Source organism: Pseudonocardia yuanmonensis (assembly GCF_039542425.1).
GTDB classification, from domain to species: Bacteria; Actinomycetota; Actinomycetes; order Mycobacteriales; family Pseudonocardiaceae; genus Pseudonocardia; species Pseudonocardia yuanmonensis.
The window spans coordinates 15882-35712 of record NZ_BAABIC010000003.1 but is presented as its reverse complement, the minus strand read 5'-3'; the positions used below and the strand labels follow the sequence as shown (position 1 = coordinate 35712).

Sequence of the window (19831 nt, the reverse complement as noted above, 5' to 3'; positions counted from 1 at the left end):
CGGGCGATGAGTTCCGGCCCGCGGCGGAGTCGTAGGGGCATGAGCAACGAGACCAGGTCCCGCACCACCGTCACGAACATCGGCGTGGCCATGTTCACCGTGGCCGACCAGGACGCCGCGAAGGAGTGGTACACCACGGTCCTCGACTTCGAGGTCCGCAGCGACACCCGCTTCGGTCCGAACGGCGAGCACCGCTGGCTCGAGGTCGCCCCGCGCGGCTCGACGGCCCGGCTGGCCCTCAACCCGCCCATGTACGACCAGCCCGGGGGCAGCTCGATCGGCGTCGAGACCCCGGACGTCGCGGCGGAGCACGCCCGCCTCAGCGCGATCGGCGGGGTCGACCTCGACCCGGCTCCGGACGACAGCACGCCCGGGGCGCCGAAGCTGTTCATGATGCGCGACCCCGACGGCAACCACATCGCCGTCGTCGAGGTGCCCACCGGCGGGTGACCGCGGGCCCGCCCGGCCCGCTCCCGGGGCCGGGCGGGCGCTCCCCCGGCGCCGCCCCGATCGAGGTCAACGCCTACGTGGGCACTCCGATCGTCAGCGGCGACGGCCGCCTGTTCGGGCACGGCCTGCGGCTACGCCGCCTCCCCGCAGCCCGACGCGCTGCATGACCAGCTCCCGCTGCCGCACCCCGTCCTGAGCAGCCGGCGGGCCCGCCGGAGCCCTGGGCGAGCGGCGTGATCGGGACGGGGTCGTCGGGGCAGCATGGTCGGCGTGAGCCCGTCGCCCCCCACGGCCCGGATCCGGGTCGTCACGCTGAACACCCTGTCCCCGCAGTACGCCGAGGGGAGACGCCGCCGCGCGGCGATCCGCGAGGAGCTGCGGCGGCTCGATCCCGACGTCGTCGCGCTGCAGGAGGTCGTGCGCACCGGCGAGGTCGACGAGACCGCCGAGCTGCTCGGACCGGCGTACCACGTGGCGCCGCATCCCGCCGTCGCCGAGGGCGGCGACACGGCCGTGCTCGGCAGCCGGTGGCCGTTCACCCAGGTTCACCGGCTGGACCTCGACGTCACCGCGCGGGCCCGGGAGTTCCCGTGGGGCGGGGCGGTGGTGGCAGAGCTCGACGTGCCCGGTCTCGGGCCGCTGGTCCTCGCCCACCACAAGCCCTGCTACCAGCTCGGCTTCGAGCGGGAGCGCGAATTGCAGGCCGTGGCGACGGCGGAGCTGGTGGAGCGGCGGGTGGCCGACCTCTCCGCGACGGAGCCCGCGGGACGCACGGTCCACGCCGTGCTGCTCGGGGATCTCGACGCGACTCCCGACGCCGCCAGCATCCGGTTCCTCACCGGCCGCCAGTCTCTCGAGGCCGTCAGCGTGAGCTACCACGACGCCTGGGAGTCCGCACACCCCGGCGAGCCCGGGCACACCTTCACCCCGGAGAACCCGCTGGTGGCGGCCGGGGACATGCCGCTGGTGCGGCCGCGCCGGATCGACTACGTGCTGGTCCGCGGCATGAGCCACGGCCCGACCCTGCGGGTCGCGGCCTGCGAGCGCGCCTTCACCTCCGGCGGGCCCGAGGGGACCCCGCCGAGCGACCACTACGGCCTGGTGGCCGATCTCGCGCTGCCCGACCGGCAGCCGGGGACGTTCGGCGAGGGCTTCGCGCCGGAGGACCGTTCGGAGAGCTCACAGAGCTCGCAGGACTAGGACGCCCGGCGCTCCTGCTCGGCGCGCGCCAGCCGGCGCAGCTGGGCGGCGAGGTAGGGCCGGGCCCGGCGCTGCCCACCGCGCGTGGCGATCGCGGCGTCGAGGGCCCGGAGCGCACCGAGCACGGCGGCGAGGTTCGGCTCCCACCCGCGCCGCTCACACTCGGCGAACCACTCGGCCGGGCTGCGGTGCCCACGCGCGGCGTTGCAGCGGCGGCACGCGACCACCTCGTTCTCCACCCACGACGGCCCACCCTTGACCTTCGGCACCAGGTGGTCGGTCGTCGGGACGACCAGGCCGACGCACGGCCGTCCGCACCAGACACAGGCGTCGCCGTCGCGGGCCGCGGCGGCACGCAGCCGCTCTGCGCGGCCGGCTTGCGGGTGCGGGGAGGACATCCCGTCCAGTGTCCCCCCGATCGCGCGCGGGCGCCGGGGATCAGGGAACGCTCTCGCCCGTCGTCTCGTCGAGGGCGCCGCGGCGGGCCCGCGGGTCCGGTGGGGGTTGCAGCGGTGCCGGCACCCCGGCGGAACCGGGCCCGGGGCGCAGCCACACGGTCACCGCGGTGTGGGCGGCGGCCCGCTCCCCCGCCGCCGGCTTCTGGTCGACGACCCGGAAGTCCGTGGCCTCGGGGCCGAGGAAGGGCGGGAGCTCGGGATCGGCGCTCACGATGTCGAGCCGTTCCTCCTGCAGTCGCAGCCGCGCGGCGTCCCAGGTCAGGCCGACGACGTCCGGCACGGTGACGTGGGCGACGAGCTCGCGGGCCGCCTCGTCGAAGGCCCGCTGCAGCGGCGCCGGGACGGTCCCGGAACGTTCGCCGTCCTCGTCGATCTCGCGCCAGCGTTCCCAGGCGGACTGGCGGGTGATGCCGAGGCGCGTCGCGATCTCCGCCCACGATCTGCGGCCGGCCCGCGCGTCCCGCACCGCCTCCAGCTCCGCCCGGTCGAGCAGGCGGCGGAGGGTCCCGATGTCCGACAGCGCGTCCAGGGCACCGTCCCGGCCGGTCCGGCGGGCGAGGCGCTCGAGCGCCTCCCGGGCCTCGCGCCACGGATCCACGGTCATGGGTGTCAGGTTAACCTGACACGGCTCGTTCGCCGACGTCATTCCGGTTCCGCTGTGATCAGCCGGTCGAGCATCGCCCGCATCGGGCCGGGATCGCCCTCGTGGGCGGCGACGGAGGCCCGCACGTTCTCCGCGGGATCGAGTGCCGCCCAGCGGATCCGGCGGCCGGCGTCGCGCGCGAGCTGCGCGAGGAAGGCCCGCTGGGTGCGCCCGTTGCCCTCGCGGAAGGGGTGCAGGTCGTTGATCCCGGCGAGGAGCGCGGCGAGCCCGGTGACGAACTCCGCGCGATCGCGGCCCCGCAGGTGGTCGTTCCGGGCGAGGTCGCCGAAGAGCGCGGCGGCCCGGTCCTCGAGCTCGTCGGGCGGGCAGAAGGGTCGGCCCTTGCCGAGCGCGACGGTGCGCAGCTGCCCGGCCCACGGGTAGACGTCGCCGAAGACGTGCCAGTGGAAGGCCTGCAGGTGGGGCAGGTCGTAGCCGCCGGGCACGGGACGCAGCTCCAGGCCGGCCAGCCGGGCGGCGGTGAAGTCGGCCTCGGCGGCGGCGAGCGCGACGGGATCGGTCAGGCCGAGCCGGTTGCGCAGGACGCCCGAGCGGAGATCGAGGTAGGGGTCCCAGCTCAAGCCGGTCGGGGCGACCGGTCGTGCGCGCGGTAGTGCGCGGTGAGCCGGGCGACGGCCTGCTCGGGGTCCAGCTCCCCGCGGGCGATGGCCTCGCACACCGACAGTCCCGTGCTGCTGGGCTCCAGCCCCTCGGCCCGGACGGACGCGAGCGCCTCCGCGACCGCGTCGCGGCAGCACAGGGCGGCAGCGGGTTCCCGGGTCACGTGCACGCCGGGGAGCCTACCGGAGCGCGACGCTCCGGCCCGGCGGACCGGTCCCCCCGGCGTGACCGACGCCACCGGTCCCGATCGGAACACCCAGGAGAGTTGAGCGTTTGACTATTTCGTGACGACAGTGACTGACAGCCCCGTGACCCTCCCCGTCCTCGACGACGCGGGCCGCGCAGCGCTCTTCACCGAGGCCCGCACGGCCAACACCTTCTCCCCCGAGCCGGTCTCCGACGAGACCCTCCGTGCGGTGTGGGAGCTGGCGAAGTGGCCTCCGACCGCCGCAAACACCCAGCCCCTGCGCGTGACGTTCGTCCGCAGCGAGGAGGGCAAGCGGCGGCTGCTCCCGCTGCTCGCCGAGGGCAACCGGGCCAAGTCCGAGAAGGCCCCGGTGGTGGCGATCCTGGCCGCGGACCTGGACTTCCACGAGTACGTGCCGCAGACCTTCCCCGCCCGCGCCGAGATGAAGGACGCCTTCGAGGCCTCCGGCCGCGAGGGCCGCGAGGACATGGCGCGCTTCAACTCCACCCTGCAGATCGGCTACTTCCTGCTCGCCGCGCGCGCTCACGGCCTGGCGACCGGCCCCATGGCCGGCTTCGACCACGACGCCGTGACCAGGGAGTTCTACCCGGGCGGCCGCGAGAAGGCGCTGCTGGTCGTGAACCTCGGCCACCCCGGCCCGGACGCCTGGTACCCGCGCCTGCCGCGCCTCGACCACGCCGACGTCGTCCGCTGGGCCTGACGACCCCGTCCGCTCCCTGACCCCGACGCCCGGTCCGCGCCCAGCGGGCCGGGCGTCGTGCCGTCCGCACGCCCTGCGCGAACGCCCCTCGCCCGCGGGGAAAAGCGATCGCCCCGCTGCCGCACGACGGGTACGAACTCGGGTATGACCGGCCCCGTCCTGCACCCGATCGTCGCCGAGGGACTCGCCCGGGAGCGGCAGGCGGACCTGCTCCGCGCCGCCGAGGTCGCCCGGCTGCGACGGATCGCGCGGCGGGTCCCCGGCCCCCGGGTACCGACGCCCCCCTCGGCCCTGCGCCGCCGGGTGGGCTGGGTGCTGGTGGAGGTCGGGCTGCGGCTCGCAGTGGGCCGGCCCGGCGCGCGGGTCACGGGCTGAGCGGACCCGTCCGGCACTCCTCCGCCTCGACGCCGCGGCGGAACACCCGCGCCGAGCCGTGCAGCGTCACCGCCCCGTCGGACACCCGCAGCCACCCGCCCTCGCGCAGCCCGACGACGGGCACGGCGTTCTCCGGCTCGTCCTCCTCGAGGAACTCCGCGATCCGTTCCTCCCGGGTCTCCCCCATGTGCACCGACCCCGGGACCGGGTCGAGATAGTGCGGGTTGACCTGGAAAGCGACGAGGCCCAGCGCGGCGAACCCGGCCGGTTCGACGATCGGCATGTCGTTGGTGGTGCGGATCGTCGGGCAGGCCAGGTTGGTCCCGGCGCTCGCGCCCCCGTACCGGGCCCCGTCGGCGACGGCCGCACGGATCGCCGCGAGACCGTCGAGCCGCTGCAGGGCCCGGAGCAGCCGGAACGTGTTGCCGCCACCCACCCACACCGCCTCCGCGGCGCGCAGGGCGGCCGCAGGGTCCGGCTCGGTGTGCACGCTGCGCAGCTGCGCGCCGGCGCGGGCGAACGCGGCCCCGATCGCCTCGGCGTACCCGGCGTGGTCGGCGAGGGCGTACGGCACGAACCGGACCTCGCGGCCCTCGTAGAACTCCGCGAGCGGGGCGTGCGCGAGCGTCGGCGCGCCGTGGTTCGTGGAGTTCGACAGCAGCAGGAGTTCGGTCACGGCCGTCATCCCAGCACCGCCGGCCCGGCACCCGCAGCCGGGCACGGTCCCGCCGCGATCACTGCCCGATCACTGCCCGGTCACTGCCCGGTCGCCGCCCGGTCATCGTCTGCACGCCGAGCTGGTTCCCCGGCACCTGCTCCGCGGCACAGCCGGTGGTCTCGAACGGCGTCCCGCCGGTGACCTCGTCCGTGCCGCCGGAGCAGCCGGTCAGCAGCAACGCGGCCGCAGCAGTATCACCGGAGGGTGGTTCAGCCGGCGGACCGGAGGACGCCGCGGCGGGCCGCGCGGGAGGCCGCGGACACCAGAGCCTCGGCCGGGCCGCGGATCTGCAGGTGCCGTGCGGCCAGCCCGATCGCCAGGCACCAGAGGACGTGCCACAGCAGCGTCCCGGGGCCGGTCCCGCCGAGGACCGCGAGGGACGCGACGTGCAGCGCGTAGAGGGTGAGCGGGACCGCCCCGATGGCCGCGAGCGGGACGACGGGCCGCGGGAACCGGCCCGTGACCAGCAGCGCGGCCCCCAGGACGGCGAGGGCGGCCCCGGTGGTCTGGGCGAGGTCGAGGGGGGTGCCCGAGTGCGGGATCTCGGCGGCGAGCCACCACCAGGTGTCGACCGGGACGGTGCCGTAGCGCTGCGCCCGCAGCGCGTCGTCGCCCGACGTCGCCGTGATCGCGTCGCCCCCGCCGGCCGCCAGCAGGAGCGCGGACGTGACGGTCGCCGCGACCGCGAGGCCGGTGCCCCCGCCGAGCAGCCACCATGCCGTCCGGGTCCGGCGCAGGTCGAGTCGTCCGACGGCCAGGCCCGCGAGCAGGTAGGTCGACCAGATCAGGACAGGGTAGTAGCCGGTGACCAGCAGGGTGACGAGCGCGGGACCGGGCTCGTCGAGCGAGGACAGGCCGACCTGGGCGCCCGGGCCCGGCGGCAGGTGCTCGCGGAGCAGGACGCTGAGCACCGGCGTCGCCCCGCACGTGACGACGGCACCCGCCGCGAGCACGCCCGCGCGCAGCCGCAGCAGCGGGACCGCCAGCAGGATCAGCAGGCCGTAGTAGGCGAGGATCACGGCGACCGGCGGCCGGAGCTCCACGAGCACGAGCCCGAGCAGTGCCACCAGCCCCGCCCGCACGGTCAGCCCCGCCACGGCGGCGAGGTGGAGCCGGGCCGGCGCGGGGCCCGTCGTGTCCGGCCGGTGCAGTCCGCGCTCCCCGCCCGTGCCGAGCGCGATCCCGACCCCGAGGAGCAGCGCGAACAGGGCCGACGCCCGTCCGGCCGCGACCGCGCCCGTGAGCGTCTCCCCGGTCGCGGTGTGCAGCGGCAGGACGTGCGTGGCCATCATGCCGATCAGCGCGAGCCCGCGCGCCACGTCGACGCCGGCGATCCGGTCCCGGCCGGACCGGAGGGCGGGAGCGCCCGCGGGGGCCGTCACTGCCGGGTGGTGCCCGCCCCCACCGGGCCGGCGACCGGCACGCCCGCCCGCCGCAGCCACTCCTCGAGGGAGCGCTGGGTGGTGGCCAGGTCCGGCCTGCGGTCCGGGTCGTTGCGCAGGGACTGCTTGAGCAGCGGGAGGTGTGCGGTGCGCCGGGGCAGGTGGGTGAGCTTGGCTCCGACGGCCGCGGCCCGCAGCCCGGAGATCGCATCGGCGTGCCCGCCGCGCGGCGGGTAGCCCGTCAGCGCGAAGGACACCGTGGCGGCGAGCTGCCAGACGTCCGACCGCGGGGTGGCCTTCTTCCCGGCGGCGACCTCGGGCGCGAGGTAGTCCGGGGTGCCCAGCACGAAGCCGGTCATGGTCAGCGTGGAGTCGCCGGTCCGCCGCGCGATGCCGAAGTCGATCAGGTGCGGGAACCCGGCGCCGTCGACGATCACGTTGCCCGGCTTGAGGTCGCGGTGCAGCACCCCGCGGCTGTGGGCGGCGTCGAGCGCCCCGGCGACGCCGCTCCAGATCCGGGCGGCCGAGACGTCGTCGACCGGGCCGCGCTCCTGCACCAGCCGCGACAGCGGGACGCCCTCGACGTACTCCATGACGATGACCAGGCCCTCGAGCTGCGCCAGGCCCGGGTCGGACTGCGCGTGCACCAGGTCGAGGATCTGCACGCACTGCGGGTGCCGGACCGCGGCCAGCGCCGCCGCCTCGCGGCGGATGCGTTCCTCGGTCTCGCCGTCCGGCGCGTGCGCGGCCTTGAGCGCGACCGTGCGGCCGACCTTCGCGTCGTGGGCCAGCCACACCCGGCCGAAGCCGCCGGCGCCGATCCGCTGGATCAGCCGGAACCGCGGGGCGCGGCCGTTCATGGGGGCCGTCCCGGGCGGAGCGGCGCCCATCGCCGCACCCGGGCCGCCGGCGAACGGGCCGGGGGCGGCGAGCGTGCCGCCCGGTCCGGTGGGCCGGCCGGGCGGCGGGCCGAAGGCGGCGGGACCGCCGGGTGCGCGTCCGGGTACCGGCGGCAGCGCGCCCGGGGCCGCGGCGAGCGGGGCGGGACCGCCGGCGCGCGGCTGCGGTACCGCCGTGGCCGGCCGGTCGGGGGCGACGGGCAGGCGGCTGCTGTCGAAGTCCGCGTACGGGGGCCGCGGGCCGGTCGGGGCGGACCGACGCTCCTCCGGCGAGGGCAGCTGGACGATCGGGTGCATCCGCTCCTTGAGCCGGGCGAGCCGCTCCTCCCCGGTCTCGGCCTGCCGCTTCTCGCGGGCCGGGCCCGCGGGTTGCAGCGAGCGGCGGACGGTCTCGCGCGACGGCGGCGGGACGGCCCCGAGGAGCAGCACGCCGACGAAGGCGCCCAGGCAGGCCCCGACCCACAGGTGCTCCGCGGTCCCCGCGGGCACGCCGGCCGTGAGCACGGCCAGCGCCAGGGTCGGGCCCCAGAAGAACTTGGCGGGCCAGGCGGGCCCGCGGCGCAACGACAGCCGGGCCCCGATCCCGACGAACAGCGCGGTGAACAGCGGCACGATGCCCAGGAGCAGCGCGGCGACGCCGAGCCGGACCCCGTCGGTCGGGTCGAACGCGTCCCCCACCGTGCCGGAGCCGAGGTAGGTGCTCTGCGGCCCGACGAAGCACTCGGTGGAGCGGAGCGAGCGGGCGGCGGCGGTGCCGAGGCCCGGCACGCTTCCCCGGCCGGTCGAGGCGGCGAACACGCGCCCCGCGGCCACGAACACCAGCAGCGGGAGCAGCCCGGCGGTGAGCAGGCCGATGCCGGCGAGGAGCACCCCGCGGCCCCCGCGGTAGGCGGCGCCGAACCGGCGGCGCAGCAGCGCCACGAGGAGCGCCCCCGCGGCCGGCAGCAGCCCGACGCCGAGGCCCAGCGCCGACGTCGCCCAGGCCCAGACCCCCGGACACGCCTGCGGGGCCACGGTGTCGCGCAGCACGGACAGCAGCTGCCCGACCAGCGCGACGAGCGTGTCCACCGGCTCCTCCTCCCCCTGTCGGAGCGCCCGGACGCCGGGCGCGGTACGAACCGCGACCGGGACGTGCCGGCACCCCCACTATGGCATCACGGGGGTCCTCCGTGCCGGGCCGTGCCGACCACAGCGTGTCGCCCGTTCGCCGCTCGCACCAGGGCCGTCCGGCGGTACCGGTCGAGTGGGTCCGCCACGGCCCGGGCCGCTCACCGCCCGCCCTGCTCCCGGTAGGTGTCGAGGTCCTCGTTGAACCGCGCCAGCAGCGTGCCGAGCGCCTCCCGGTCCGACTGCGGCCAGGCCTCGAGCACGGCCTGCAGCGGGCGCAGCCGGGCCGCGCGGACCAGCTCGCGCTGGGCCAGGCCCTCGGCGGTGAGCGAGACGACGACGGAGCGCGAGTCCCGCTCGTCCGGCCGGACGTCCACCAGCCCCGCGCGGGAGAGCCGGGAGACCTGCCGGCTCGCCGTCGGCTTGCTCACCCCCAGCCGGGCGGTGAGCAGGGTGAGCGACTGCGCTCCGTTCTCGTCGAGTGCCGCGAGCACCGGGTACGTGTAGCGGTCCACGGCCTCGTGCGCGCCGTAACCGCCGGACCAGACGGGCTCCAGGGTCCGGCGGATGAGGACGGTGATCTCGTGTTCGAGGCGATGCAGCGAGTGCTGTCCCGGCTCCTCGGGCGCGACCGCACCAGTGGTCGACGTCACGGGGTTCACCCCTCCGCTGAAATCGGTCGTTCGGGCATGAATCGATCGTACTCGCATTGCGGACCGCAATGTTTCGTTCTGCAACTCCACGTCCCGCGCACGTCGGAATGCGGTACCGGTAACGGGGGTTGGGCGTGACATGGGACTCACCCGACGCGACGGCCCCCTGGCCCCTCACGCACCCGCCACGGTCAACTACGCGATCCACGGCCCGGCCCACAAGCTCTTCGCCCAGCCCTTCCCCCGCCGCGTCCGCGCCGAGTTCGCGGGCCGGACGGTCGTCGACACCACCCGCGGGATGCTGGTCCACGAGACCGCGCTGCTGCCGGTGCTGTACGTGCCGTTCGAGGACGTCGACGAGGACGTGCTGGTCCCCACCGACCACTCGACCCACTGCCCGTTCAAGGGCGACGCGAGCTACCACTCCCTCGTCGTGGGCGACCGGACCGCCTCGAACGCCGTGTGGTCCTACCCGGAGCCGAAGCCCGAGGCCCCGTGGCTGAAGGGCTACGTCGCCTTCTACTGGGACGCCCTCGACGCCTGGTACGACGAGGAGGAGCAGGTCTTCGCGCACCTCACCGACCCGTACACCCGCGTCGACGTGCGACCGACCCGCCGCCGGGTGCAGGTGCGGCACGGCGGCACGGTGCTCGCGGAGTCCGACGCGCCGGCCGTGCTGTCCGAGACCGGGCTGCCCAACCGCTGGTACCTGCCGAGGGACGCGGTCCGGGTCGAGCTGCGCCCCTCGGACACCCGCACCCGCTGCCCGTACAAGGGCGAGGCGCGCTACTGGACCGCGGTCCTGCCGGACGGCACCGAGATCACCGACGCCGCGTGGGAGTACGAGACGCCGCTGCCGGAGTCCGGCCGGGTCGCCGGCCTGCTCAGCTTCTGGGGCGACGGCGTCGAGGTGCTCGTGGACGGCGAGCCGGCCTGAGCTACTCGTCCTCCAGCAGGGCCTCGATGGCGGGCAGCGCGGCCCGGATCACGGCGCGCTGCTCGGCGTCGAGGCGCTGCAGCCGGCGGGCGACGAGCGCGGTGCGGTGGGTGCGGATCTCGTCCAGCCGGACCCGTCCGGTGTCGGACAACGTGATCAGTACGCCGCGCGCGTCCTGCGGGTCCGGCGTGCGGACGACGAGGCCCTGGTCGTCGAGCGCGCCGAGTACCCGGGACATGGTCGGAGCGGTCACGGCCTCCCGCTTCGCCAGCTCGGAGAGCCGCAGCGGGCCGTGCATCGCGATCGTCACCAGCGCGGAGAGCTGCAGCGGGGGCAGCGAGTCCCCGCCGTCGATGCGGATCCGCCGGTGCAACCGTCCGACGGCCAGCCGGAGCCGGGTGGCCTCCTCGGTGAGCTCCGGGTCGGCCATGTCGTCGACCGTGTTCACGGCGGGGTCCACGGGCGGGTGCGCAGCGGGGTCCACGGCGGGGTCCACGACGGGGTTCTCGACCGAGCGCTCGGGCGGCGGGACGTGCTCCGCGGTCATCCGCCCATCCTGCCAGCCGGACAGTTCGGACAGTGCAGAGGTGCCGGGACCAGGTGGGTCTCAGACCTTCCGGAGCCGAATCCGGGTGACGTCGTGCTGCGGGCCCTTGGTGAGCACCAGGCTGGCCCGGCCGCGCGTGGGGAGGATGTTCTCCTCCAGGTTCGGCCCGTTGATCGACGCCCAGATGTTCTCCGCGTGCGCCACGGCGGCGTCGTGGTCCAGCTCGGCGTAGCGGCGGAAGTACGAGGCCGGGTCCCGGAAGGCCGTCTCGCGCAGCTTGAGGAAGCGGTCGACGTACCAGCGGCGCAGGTCCTGCGTGGCGGCGTCGACGTACACCGAGAAGTCGATGAAGTCGCTGACGGTCAGGGCCGTGCTGCCCGACGCCGGCTGCAGGACGTTGAGCCCCTCGATCAGCAGGATGTCCGGGCGCCGGACGACCAGCCGCTCGTCCGGCACGATGTCGTAGACCAGGTGCGAGTAGACCGGCGCCGTCACCTCGGCGCGGCCCGCCTTGACCTCGGTGACGAACCGCAGCAGGGCCCGCCGGTCGTAGGACTCCGGGAAGCCCTTGCGCTGCATGAGCCCGCGGCGCTCCAGCTCCGCGTTCGGGTGGAGGAAGCCGTCCGTGGTGACCAGCTCCACCCGCGGGTGCTGGGGCCAGCGGGCGAGCAGCAGCCGCAGCAGGCGCGCGGTCGTGGACTTGCCCGCCGACACCGAGCCCGCGATGCCGATGACGAACGGCGTGCGCGCCGCCGTGCCGCCCAGGAAGGTCCGGTAGGCGCGGTAGAGCCGCGCGCCCTCCTGCACGTGCAGGTTCAGCAGGCGGGACAGCGGCAGGTAGACCTCGCGCACCTCGTCGAGGTCCACCGCGTCGCCGAGGGAGCGCACCCGCTCCAGCTCCGTCGCGGTGAGCGGCAGCGGGCTCGTCTCCCCCAGCCGGGCCCACGAGGCGCGGTCGAAGTCGACGAAGGGCGAGTGACCGCCGTCGCGCGGGCCGACGGGCGAGCCCGGGAGACCGGGCGGGAGCACGTGCCGGGCGGCACGGCGGTCGGTCTGGTCTGTGGCCTGCACCGTCGCGGGCATCGGGACCTCGGTCCTGTCGGGTTCTTCGGGTGCGATGGAGGTCCAACCTAGACGTCGATTCGGCCGGTCGACCCGGCGACGTGAAGTGAACCACTCCGCTGCCGGGCGTGATCAATCAGACGGCGCGGCGGGTTGCCGTGCAGGATGCACGGTATGTCCGGGACGACTCCCGCGCTGGGTCGGCGCCGCGTCCTCGCCCACCGGTTCGCGGCGCACGGGCTCGCGGCCCGCACCACCGTCGATCCGGCGGAACTGCGGGTCCTCCGCCTGGGTGTGCAGGACACCCCGCCGGGGTCGCTGCCGCTGGCCCTGGCGGCCCGGCTGCGCGAGGTCCCGGAGGACGTCCCGGCGGACGCGAGCGTGGTGTGGTCCCACCGCGGCGCCCCGCACCTGCACCCGGACGAGGACCTGCCCATGCTCGCGGCGGCCTGCTGGCCCGTCTCGGACGCCGACGCCGCGGCGCGGCTCGGCTGGCAGCGCGCCCGGCTGGCGGCGGTGGGCGCGGCCGCCCGCGGCGCGATCCGCACCGTCGCCGAGGCCGTCGGGGCCGTGCTCGCCGGCGGCCCGCTGGTCAAGGGCGAGCTGAGCACCGAGGTGACCCGGATCGTCCCCGAGCGGCTGTCCCCGTGGTGCGGGCCGTGCGGGGTGCACCACGTCGGCGAGCAGCTGCTGCGACTCGCGGGTCTGCCGGCCGGGGCGCGGCTGCGGCCGAGCACGAAACCCGTGGTCCTGGAGGCGATCCCGGGCTGGCCCGGCCCGCCCGCGGACGACGACGCCGGGCCCGCCCCGGTCGTCACCGCCTACCTGGACCTCTTCGCCCCCGCCTCGGCCGCCGACGTCGCCGGGTTCCTCGGCACCTCCGTGTCCGCCGCGCGGCCGGCCCTGCCGGTGGACCTCGTGCCCGTGACCGTCGACGGGCGGGCCGCGCTCTGCCCGCCCGCGCTGCTCGACGAGCTCGCGGGGCCGGCACCCGACCCGGCCGGGACCGTCCGGCTGCTGCCGCCCTCCGACCCGTACCTGCAGGGCCGGGACCGGGAGGTGCTGGTGCCCGCGAAGGAGCACCGCTCGATCGTGTGGAAGGCGCTCGGGCCGCCCGGCGTCGTGGCCGTCGACGGGGACATCGTGGGGGTCTGGCGCACCCGGGCGCGGGGCCGCGTGCTGGAGATCACCGTCGACGCCTTCCGCCCGTTGTCGCGGGCGGAGAACGGGGCGGTCGACGCCGAGGCGGAGCGGATCCGGCAGGTCCGGGGCGCGCGGGAGGTCGTCGTCCGGGCCGCATAGGCCCGGTGGCGGAGCACGGGCGCGCGTCCGTACGGAGGAACCGGGCGCCGCTCCGGCCACCGTCGGGCGCGGGACGGCACCGGTCGCCCTAGACTCGGTCGAGCGCCGCCGGTACCGCCGTCCGAGGCGCGTGCACCCGAGCCCGACAGGAGTCCCGTTGCCGTCCGCGTCCGCAGGACCGTCAGGCAGTAGCGAGCCGGGCCCGGCCCGGCTGCACCGACCCCGGGGACGCCACCCCGTGCCCGAGCGTCATCGTCACCGGTGGTGCCGGTGACCGTCGTCCTCCCCCTGCTCGGCCTGCTGGCCGTCGTCGCCCTCACGCTGGGCACCGCGGTGTCGGTCGCGTCGGAGTTCTCGCTGACCGCGCTGGAGCGCAGCCAGGTCGACTCGCACGTCGCGGCGGTCGGCGACCGGCGGGCCCGGGCGGTGCAGCGCGCACACCGCACGCTGTCCTTCCAGCTCTCCGGCAGCCAGCTGGGCATCACGGTCACCACGCTGGCCACCGGTTACATCGCCGAGCCCGCCATCGCCGAGCTCATCCGACCGGGCCTGGAGGCCGTCGGTGTCTCCGAGGCCGTCTCGGCCGGTGCGGCCACGATCGCCTCGCTGGTCATCGCCACCACGCTGTCGATGGTGTTCGGCGAGCTGGTGCCCAAGAACATCGCGATCGCCAAGCCGCTCGAGACCGCGCGCGCCGTCGTCTGGTTGCAGAGCTCCTTCGCCCGTGCCTTCCGGTGGCTGATCGACCTGCTCAACAGCTCGGCCAACGCGATCGTCCGCCGGCTGGGCGTCGAACCCGCCGAGGAGCTGCGGTCGGCCCGGTCGCCGCACGAGCTCAGCTCGCTGGTCCGGTCCAGCGCCGAGCACGGCACGATCGACGAGGGCACCGCGGCGCTGCTCGACCGGTCGTTGCGGTTCACCGACCGGGTCGCCGAGGACCTGATGACCCCGCGCGTGCGGGTCGACACGCTCGACGCCGCCGACTCGGTCGCCGACCTCGTCGCCCTCGCCCGGCGCAGCGGCCACTCCCGCTTCCCGGTCCACGACGGCGACCCCGACGCCGTGCTCGGCCTCGTGCACGTCAAGCAGGCCTTCGGGGTCGAGCCCGGTGCCCGGGCGAGCACCCCCGTCCGCGAGCTCGTCCAGCCCGCGGAGATCGTGCCCGCCTCCCTCGACGGCGACGAGCTGCTCTCCCGGCTGCGCGAGTCCGGGCTGCAGACCGCCGTCGTCGTCGACGAGTACGGCGGCACGGCGGGGCTGGTGACCCTCGAGGACCTGATCGAGGAGATCGTCGGCGACGTCCGGGACGAGCACGACCGGGCCGAACAGGCCCGGGTGCGCCCGCTCGGCCGGGACAGCTGGCTCGTCTCCGGGCTGATGCGCGGTGACGAGGTCGTCGAGGCCACCGGCTTCCACATGCCCGAGGGCGACTACGAGACCCTGGCGGGAATGGTGCTGGAGAAGCTGGGCCGGATCCCGGACGTCGGCGACGACGTCTCGGTCGACGGCTGGCGGGTCACCGTGATGCGCCGCGACCGCAACCGCGTGGCCGAGCTGCGGCTCGCGCGCCTGGCCCCCGAGGCGGTGACCCGTGGCTAGCGACCTCCTCGCCGTCCTCGCGGCAATTCTCCTGCTCGGGGCGAACGCGTTCTTCGTGATGGCCGAGTTCGCGCTGATCAGCGCCCGCAAGGACCGGCTGGAGGCGATGGCGGCCAATGGCGTCGCGGGCGCCCGCACGGTGTTGCGCGCGAGCGCCGACCTCGCCCGCATGCTCGCGGCCTCCCAGCTCGGAATCACGATCGCCTCGCTGCTGCTCGGCCGGCTCGGCGAGCCCGCGGTCGCGCATTTCATCGAGGCACCGCTGAAGTGGGTGGGGCTGCCGGAGGCCGCGCTGCACCCGATCGCGTTCGCGCTCTCCCTCGCGCTGGTCTCGGTGGCGCACATCCTGCTCGGCGAGATGGTGCCGAAGAACATCTCGATCGCGGGCCCGGAGCGCGCGGCGATCCTGCTGGTGCCGCCGTTCCTGCTGTTCACCACGGTGATGCGGCCCTTCATCGACCTGTTCAACCACATGGCCAACCTGACCCTGCGGCTGCTGCGGATCGAGCCGAAGGACGAGCTGGAGACCGCGTTCACCTCAGGCGAGCTGTCGGAGATGATCGCCGACTCCCGCCGCGAGGGCCTGCTCGACGACGAGGAGTCCACCCGGATCTCCCGCACCCTGCGCAACGCCGAGGCCACCGTCGGGGACGTGCTGGTGCCGTCGGAGGAGCTGGTGTCGCTGCCGGTCCGGCCGCGGGTCGGCGACGTCCAGCGCGCCGTGGAGAAGACCGGGTTCTCGCGGTTCCCGCTGCGCGCCCCGGACGGCCGCTTCACCGGATACCTGCACGTCAAGGACGTGCTCGACGTGATCGACGATCCCGACGCCGTCATCCCCCTGGGCCGGGTCCGGGGGCTGCCCGAGGTGCCCGCCGACGCCCGGCTCGACGAGGCCGTGGCCGCCCTGCGGACCACCCGCGCCCACCTCGCCCGCGCCGTCGACCGGCGCGGCGGCACGGTCGGCATGGTGGCGATGGAGGACCTCATCGAGCACTACGTCGGCACGGTCCGCGACGCCACCCACACCAGCGGCGCCTGATCCCCACGTGGTGACCGAGGAGCTGCGCGAGGAGGAGTGGCGCACCCGCGCGGCCGCCCACCGCGCCCGGATGGAGCGCTGGACCCTCCCGCACCGCGAACGCCGGCGCCGCCGCGAGCCGCACCCCGTGCAGGACTTCCTCTTCACCTACTACTCGCTGCGGCCCGCCCGGCTCGAGCAGTGGCAGCCCGGTCCCGGTGTCCGGCTGCTCGGGGAGGTCCGGGAGTTCGCCGACCGGCCCGGCTACCGGCCCGACGGCCCGGGGGTGGTCCTCGATCCCGCGCTGCTGCCCGACCGCCTGCACCGCACGGCCGGGTTCGTGCACGGGCTGGTCGCGGCGACGACCGCCCGGCCCGCCCGGTACGGCTGCTTCGGCCTGCACGAGTGGGCGATGGTCTACCGCACCGAGCGGCCCCGCCACGGTGCGGTGCCGCTGCGGCTCGGCCCGGCCGGCACGGACACCGTCGTCGAGTCGCTGCCGGTGACCTGCACGCACCACGACGCCTTCCGCTTCTTCACGGCGGCCGCGCGCCCGCTCAACCGGCTCCAGCCGGCCCGCGAGGACCAGGTCGCGCTGGAGCAGCCGGGCTGCCTGCACGCGACCATGGACCTCTACAAGTGGGCGTACAAGCTGCTCCCGGCCGCCCCGGCGGAGCTGCTGGGCGACTGCTTCGCGCTCGCCGCCGAGGTGCGGGAGCTCGACATGCGCGCCAGCCCCTACGACCTCGCCGACCGCGGCTACGCGCCCATCCGGATCGAGACACCCGAGGGCCGCGCCGAGTACGCCCGCGCCCAGCAGGCCTTCGCCGAGCGCGCCGCCCCGCTCCGCACCCGCCTCCTGGACCTCTGCACCGCCCTCACGAACCCGGTGAACGGCACTCTCGCTCATACCTAGTGAGCGAGAGCGCCGCTCGCTCACCCTCCCGTGACCTGCACGAACGGCACCCTCGCTCATCCCTAGTGAGCGAGAGCGCCGTTCGCCCGGCCCAGGTCAGGACGAGTAGGCCTCGATCGGCGGGCAGGAGCAGACGAGGTTGCGGTCGCCGTGCGCCTGGTCGATCCGCCGGACCGGCGGCCACACCTTGCGGTCGTGCACCCCGGGCGTCGCGCCCGTCGGGTAGGCGGCGAGGTCGCGCGGGTACGGGTGATCCCACTTGTCGACCAGGCAGGCCGCGGTGTGCGGCGCCCCGCGCAGCGGGTTGTCGTCCACCGGCCACTCCCCCGCCTGCACGCGGCGGATCTCGTCCCGGATCCCGATCATGGCGTCGACGAACCGGTCGATCTCGGCGAGGTCCTCGCTCTCGGTCGGCTCCACCATCAGGGTGCCGGCGACCGGGAACGACATGGTCGGGGCGTGCAGGCCGTAGTCGGCGAGGCGCTTGGCGACGTCGTCGACCGTCACGCCGGACTCCTTGGTGATCCCGCGCAGGTCGAGGATGCACTCGTGGGCCACCGCGCCGTCGCGGCCCGCGTAGAGCACCGGGTAGTGCTCACCGAGCCGGGCGGCGACGTAGTTCGCCGCGGCGACCGCGGTGAGCGTGGCCCGCCGCAGCCCCTCGATGCCCATCATCCGGATGTACGCCCACGAGATCGGCAGCACGCCGGGGCTGCCGTACGGCGCCGCCGACACCGGGCCCACGGCGTGCTCGCCGGAGCCGCGGCCCGGGAGGAACGGCGCGAGGTGCTCGGCCACGGCCACCGGCCCGACGCCCGGCCCACCGCCGCCGTGCGGGATGCAGAAGGTCTTGTGCAGGTTCAGGTGGCTGACGTCGCCGCCGAACGCGCCCGGCCGCGCCAGCCCGAGCAGGGCGTTGAGGTTGGCCCCGTCGACGTAGACCTGGCCGCCCGCCTCGTGCACCGCGGCGCAGACCTCGCGGACCTCGGCCTCGTACACGCCGTGCGTCGACGGGTACGTGATCATCAGCGCCGCGAGCGCCGCCCCGTGCTCCGCGATCTTCGCGCGCAGGTCGCCGAGGTCGACGTTGCCGGCCGGGTCCGTGGCCACGACGACCACGCGCATCCCCGCCATGACCGCCGACGCGGCGTTGGTGCCGTGGGCGCTCGACGGGATCAGGCAGACGTTGCGCTCCGCCTCGCCGCGCGAGCGGTGGTAGGCGGCGATGGCGAGCAGCCCGGCGAGCTCGCCCTGGCTGCCGGCGTTGGGCTGCACCGAGACGGCGGCGTACCCGGTGAGCTCGGCGAGCCACCGCTCGAGCTGCGTGATCATCTCCCGGGTGCCCTCCGAGTCCTGCTCCGGGGCGAACGGGTGCAGCTCGGCGAACTCCGGCCAGGTGATCGGCTCCATCTCCGCCGTCGCGTTGAGCTTCATGGTGCAGGAGCCCAGCGGGATCATCGTGCGGTCGAGCGCGAGGTCGGCGTCGGCGAGGCGGCGCAGCCAGCGCATGAGGGCGGTCTCGGAGCGGTGCTGGTGGAAGGTCGGGTGGGTGAGGAACCCCGACTCCCGGTGCAGGCCGGTGGGCAGGGCGTCGGGGGTGGCCGCGTCGAGCTCGGCGACCTCCGCCGCCACGCCGAACGCCTCCCACAGGGTCCGCAGGTGCGCGGTCGTGGTCAGCTCCGAGCAGGCCAGACCCAGCTCGTCGGCGGAGATCCGGCGCACGGAGATCCCGGCGGCGTGCGCGGCGTCGGCGATCGCGTCCGCTCGCCCCGGCACGCGCGCGACCACGGTGTCGAAGAACGCGTCGTGCGCGATCTCGACGCCGCCCGCGCGCAGCCCCGTCGCGAGCACCGCGGCCATCCGGTGGGTGCGCCGGGCGATCCGGGTCAGCCCCTCGGGGCCGTGGTAGACGGCGTAGCAGGCGGCGACGACGGCGAGCAGCACCTGCGCGGTGCAGATGTTCGACGTCGCCTTCTCCCGCCGGATGTGCTGCTCCCGGGTCTGCAGGGCGAGCCGGAGGGCCGGGTTGCCGTCGGCGTCCCGGGACACGCCGACGAGGCGGCCCGGCAGCTGGCGGGCGAACTGCTGGCGCACCGACAGGTAGCCGGCGTGCGGCCCGCCGAACCCGAGCGGGACGCCGAAGCGCTGCGTGGTGCCCACCGCGGCATCCGCCCCGAGCTCGCCGGGCGGGGTGAGCAGGGTGAGCCCGAGCAGGTCCGCGGCCACCGCGACCAGGCCGCCGCGGGCGTGGGTCTCCTCGATCACCGCCCGGGGGTCGGTGATCCGGCCGGACGCGCCCGGGTACGAGAGCAGGAGGCCGAACAGCTCGCCCTCGGGCAGGCCCTCGGCCAGGTCGGCGACCACGAGCTCGATGCCGAGCGGCTCGGCACGGGTGCGCAGGACGTCGATCGTCTGCGGGAAGGTGTCGGCGTCGACCACGAAGCGGGAGCTCTTCGCCTTGCCCGCGCGCCGCAGCAGGGTCATGGCCTCCGCGGCCGCGGTCGCCTCGTCCAGCAGCGAGGCACCGGCCACGGGCAGCCCCGTCAGGTCGGCGACCATGGTCTGGAAGGCCAGCAGCGCCTCCAGCCGGCCCTGGCTGATCTCCGGCTGATAGGGCGTGTACGCCGTGTACCAGGCGGGGTTCTCCAGGACGTGCCGGCGGATCACCGGCGGGGTGACCGTGCCCGCGTAGCCCAGCCCGATCATCGAGACGGTCACCGTGTTGCGGTCGGCGAGCTCCCGCAGCTCGGCCAACATCCCGGTCTCGGACGCGGGCGCGGGGATGCTCGTCGGCACCTCGCCGGAGTCCCGGATGCTCGGCGGCAGCGCGCGGTCAGCCAGCTCCTCCAGCGAGCCGACCCCGATCGCGGCGAGCATGCGCTCCAGCTCGGCCGGCCGCGGCCCGACGTGCCGGTCGGCGAAGGGCACCCCCGCCTCGAGCTCGGCCAGGGAGGGGGAACCGGTGGACGGGGCGGACGCGTCGGTCACGGCGACGACCTTTCGGGCGGCGGGCAGGACGGCATGCGGGTCGTGCTG

21 protein-coding genes are annotated in these 19831 nt (G+C 75.6%); 9 read left to right on the top strand and 12 right to left on the bottom strand.

Annotation, left to right across the window (positions count from 1 at the left end):
* The first annotated feature begins 39 nt into the window (after window positions 1–39).
* Entirely contained in the window at window positions 40–450 is a 411-nt protein-coding gene (locus ABD990_RS04855) for a VOC family protein (RefSeq protein ID WP_345378618.1), read from the top strand.
* A 270-nt stretch (window positions 451–720) separates the two neighbouring features.
* Window positions 721–1650 (top strand): endonuclease/exonuclease/phosphatase family protein, encoded by a 930-nt coding sequence (locus ABD990_RS04850; protein ID WP_345378617.1) that lies wholly within the window; start codon window positions 721–723, stop codon window positions 1648–1650.
* Here ABD990_RS04850 and ABD990_RS04845 read toward each other — a convergent pair.
* The 4 genes from ABD990_RS04845 to ABD990_RS04830 are packed head-to-tail and all read right to left on the bottom strand — an operon-like array spanning window position 1647 to window position 3541.
* On the bottom strand, window positions 1647–2048 hold the full coding sequence (locus ABD990_RS04845; RefSeq protein ID WP_345378616.1) for an HNH endonuclease: 402 nt from the start codon (window positions 2046–2048) through the stop codon (window positions 1647–1649). The two genes, ABD990_RS04850 and ABD990_RS04845, sit on opposite strands and share 4 nt — an antisense overlap.
* 40 nt (window positions 2049–2088) lie before the next feature.
* On the bottom strand, window positions 2089–2712 hold the full coding sequence (locus ABD990_RS04840; protein ID WP_345378615.1) for a PASTA domain-containing protein: 624 nt from the start codon (window positions 2710–2712) through the stop codon (window positions 2089–2091).
* A gap of 38 nt (window positions 2713–2750) precedes the next feature.
* The gene (locus tag ABD990_RS04835; protein WP_345378614.1) at window positions 2751–3332 is read right to left on the bottom strand and encodes a Fic/DOC family protein; all 582 of its coding nucleotides are present in this window, start codon (window positions 3330–3332) and stop codon (window positions 2751–2753) included.
* A complete protein-coding gene (locus ABD990_RS04830) occupies window positions 3329–3541 on the bottom strand; it encodes an antitoxin VbhA family protein (RefSeq protein WP_345378613.1) in 213 nt (70 codons plus the stop codon). Before ABD990_RS04830 ends, ABD990_RS04835 begins: the two co-directional genes overlap by 4 nt.
* A 124-nt stretch (window positions 3542–3665) precedes the next feature.
* Between ABD990_RS04830 and ABD990_RS04825 the strand changes: the two genes are divergently transcribed.
* Both ABD990_RS04825 and ABD990_RS04820 read left to right on the top strand, forming a co-directional pair.
* Window positions 3666–4280, top strand: coding sequence for a malonic semialdehyde reductase (locus ABD990_RS04825; RefSeq protein ID WP_345378612.1), 615 nt, complete (start codon window positions 3666–3668; stop codon window positions 4278–4280).
* Window positions 4281–4424: 144 nt separating this feature from the next.
* Window positions 4425–4655: a hypothetical protein gene (locus ABD990_RS04820; RefSeq protein WP_345378611.1), complete on the top strand. Its 231-nt coding sequence runs from the start codon at window positions 4425–4427 to the stop codon at window positions 4653–4655.
* Here ABD990_RS04820 and pepE read toward each other — a convergent pair.
* From pepE to ABD990_RS04795, 5 genes are all read right to left on the bottom strand, one after another.
* Window positions 4645–5331 carry a dipeptidase PepE gene (gene pepE / locus ABD990_RS04815; RefSeq protein ID WP_345378610.1) on the bottom strand — a complete coding sequence of 229 codons (687 nt, stop codon included), beginning with the start codon at window positions 5329–5331 and terminating at the stop codon, window positions 4645–4647. The two genes, ABD990_RS04820 and pepE, sit on opposite strands and share 11 nt — an antisense overlap.
* Window positions 5332–5389: 58 nt before the next feature.
* Entirely contained in the window at window positions 5390–5551 is a 162-nt protein-coding gene (locus ABD990_RS04810; RefSeq protein ID WP_345378609.1) for a hypothetical protein, read from the bottom strand.
* A gap of 31 nt (window positions 5552–5582) precedes the next feature.
* Window positions 5583–6755, bottom strand: a complete 1173-nt coding sequence (locus tag ABD990_RS04805) for a heparan-alpha-glucosaminide N-acetyltransferase domain-containing protein (protein ID WP_345378608.1) — start codon at window positions 6753–6755, stop codon at window positions 5583–5585.
* Window positions 6752–8722 (bottom strand): serine/threonine-protein kinase, encoded by a 1971-nt coding sequence (locus tag ABD990_RS04800; RefSeq protein ID WP_345378607.1) that lies wholly within the window; start codon window positions 8720–8722, stop codon window positions 6752–6754. Before ABD990_RS04800 ends, ABD990_RS04805 begins: the two co-directional genes overlap by 4 nt.
* A 200-nt stretch (window positions 8723–8922) precedes the next feature.
* The gene (locus ABD990_RS04795) at window positions 8923–9414 is read right to left on the bottom strand and encodes a MarR family winged helix-turn-helix transcriptional regulator (protein WP_345378606.1); all 492 of its coding nucleotides are present in this window, start codon (window positions 9412–9414) and stop codon (window positions 8923–8925) included.
* Between the two features lie 139 nt (window positions 9415–9553).
* Between ABD990_RS04795 and ABD990_RS04790 the strand changes: the two genes are divergently transcribed.
* Complete coding sequence (locus tag ABD990_RS04790; protein ID WP_345378604.1) at window positions 9554–10351, top strand: DUF427 domain-containing protein; 798 nt, start codon at window positions 9554–9556, stop codon at window positions 10349–10351.
* Window position 10352: 1 nt separating this feature from the next.
* Here ABD990_RS04790 and ABD990_RS04785 read toward each other — a convergent pair whose 3' ends face one another.
* Both ABD990_RS04785 and coaA read right to left on the bottom strand, forming a co-directional pair.
* Entirely contained in the window at window positions 10353–10898 is a 546-nt protein-coding gene (locus ABD990_RS04785) for a MarR family winged helix-turn-helix transcriptional regulator (RefSeq protein WP_345378603.1), read from the bottom strand.
* 60 nt (window positions 10899–10958) lie between these two features.
* On the bottom strand, window positions 10959–11981 hold the full coding sequence (gene coaA / locus ABD990_RS04780; RefSeq protein ID WP_345378601.1) for a type I pantothenate kinase: 1023 nt from the start codon (window positions 11979–11981) through the stop codon (window positions 10959–10961).
* A 153-nt stretch (window positions 11982–12134) separates the two neighbouring features.
* On the opposite strand from coaA, the gene ABD990_RS04775 reads away from it, so the two are divergent.
* From ABD990_RS04775 to ABD990_RS04760, 4 genes are all read left to right on the top strand, one after another.
* Window positions 12135–13262: a winged helix DNA-binding domain-containing protein gene (locus ABD990_RS04775; RefSeq protein ID WP_345378600.1), complete on the top strand. Its 1128-nt coding sequence runs from the start codon at window positions 12135–12137 to the stop codon at window positions 13260–13262.
* A 270-nt stretch (window positions 13263–13532) separates the two neighbouring features.
* Window positions 13533–14861 carry a hemolysin family protein gene (locus ABD990_RS04770; RefSeq protein WP_345378599.1) on the top strand — a complete coding sequence of 443 codons (1329 nt, stop codon included), beginning with the start codon at window positions 13533–13535 and terminating at the stop codon, window positions 14859–14861.
* On the top strand, window positions 14854–15900 hold the full coding sequence (locus tag ABD990_RS04765) for a hemolysin family protein (RefSeq protein WP_345378598.1): 1047 nt from the start codon (window positions 14854–14856) through the stop codon (window positions 15898–15900). The genes ABD990_RS04770 and ABD990_RS04765 overlap by 8 nt, the downstream gene beginning before the upstream one ends.
* 70 nt (window positions 15901–15970) lie before the next feature.
* Window positions 15971–16795, top strand: coding sequence for a 3-methyladenine DNA glycosylase (locus tag ABD990_RS04760; protein WP_345379034.1), 825 nt, complete (start codon window positions 15971–15973; stop codon window positions 16793–16795).
* A gap of 96 nt (window positions 16796–16891) precedes the next feature.
* Here ABD990_RS04760 and gcvP read toward each other — a convergent pair whose 3' ends face one another.
* Entirely contained in the window at window positions 16892–19783 is a 2892-nt protein-coding gene (gcvP, locus tag ABD990_RS04755; RefSeq protein WP_345378597.1) for an aminomethyl-transferring glycine dehydrogenase, read from the bottom strand.
* Window positions 19784–19831: the final 48 nt, after the last annotated feature.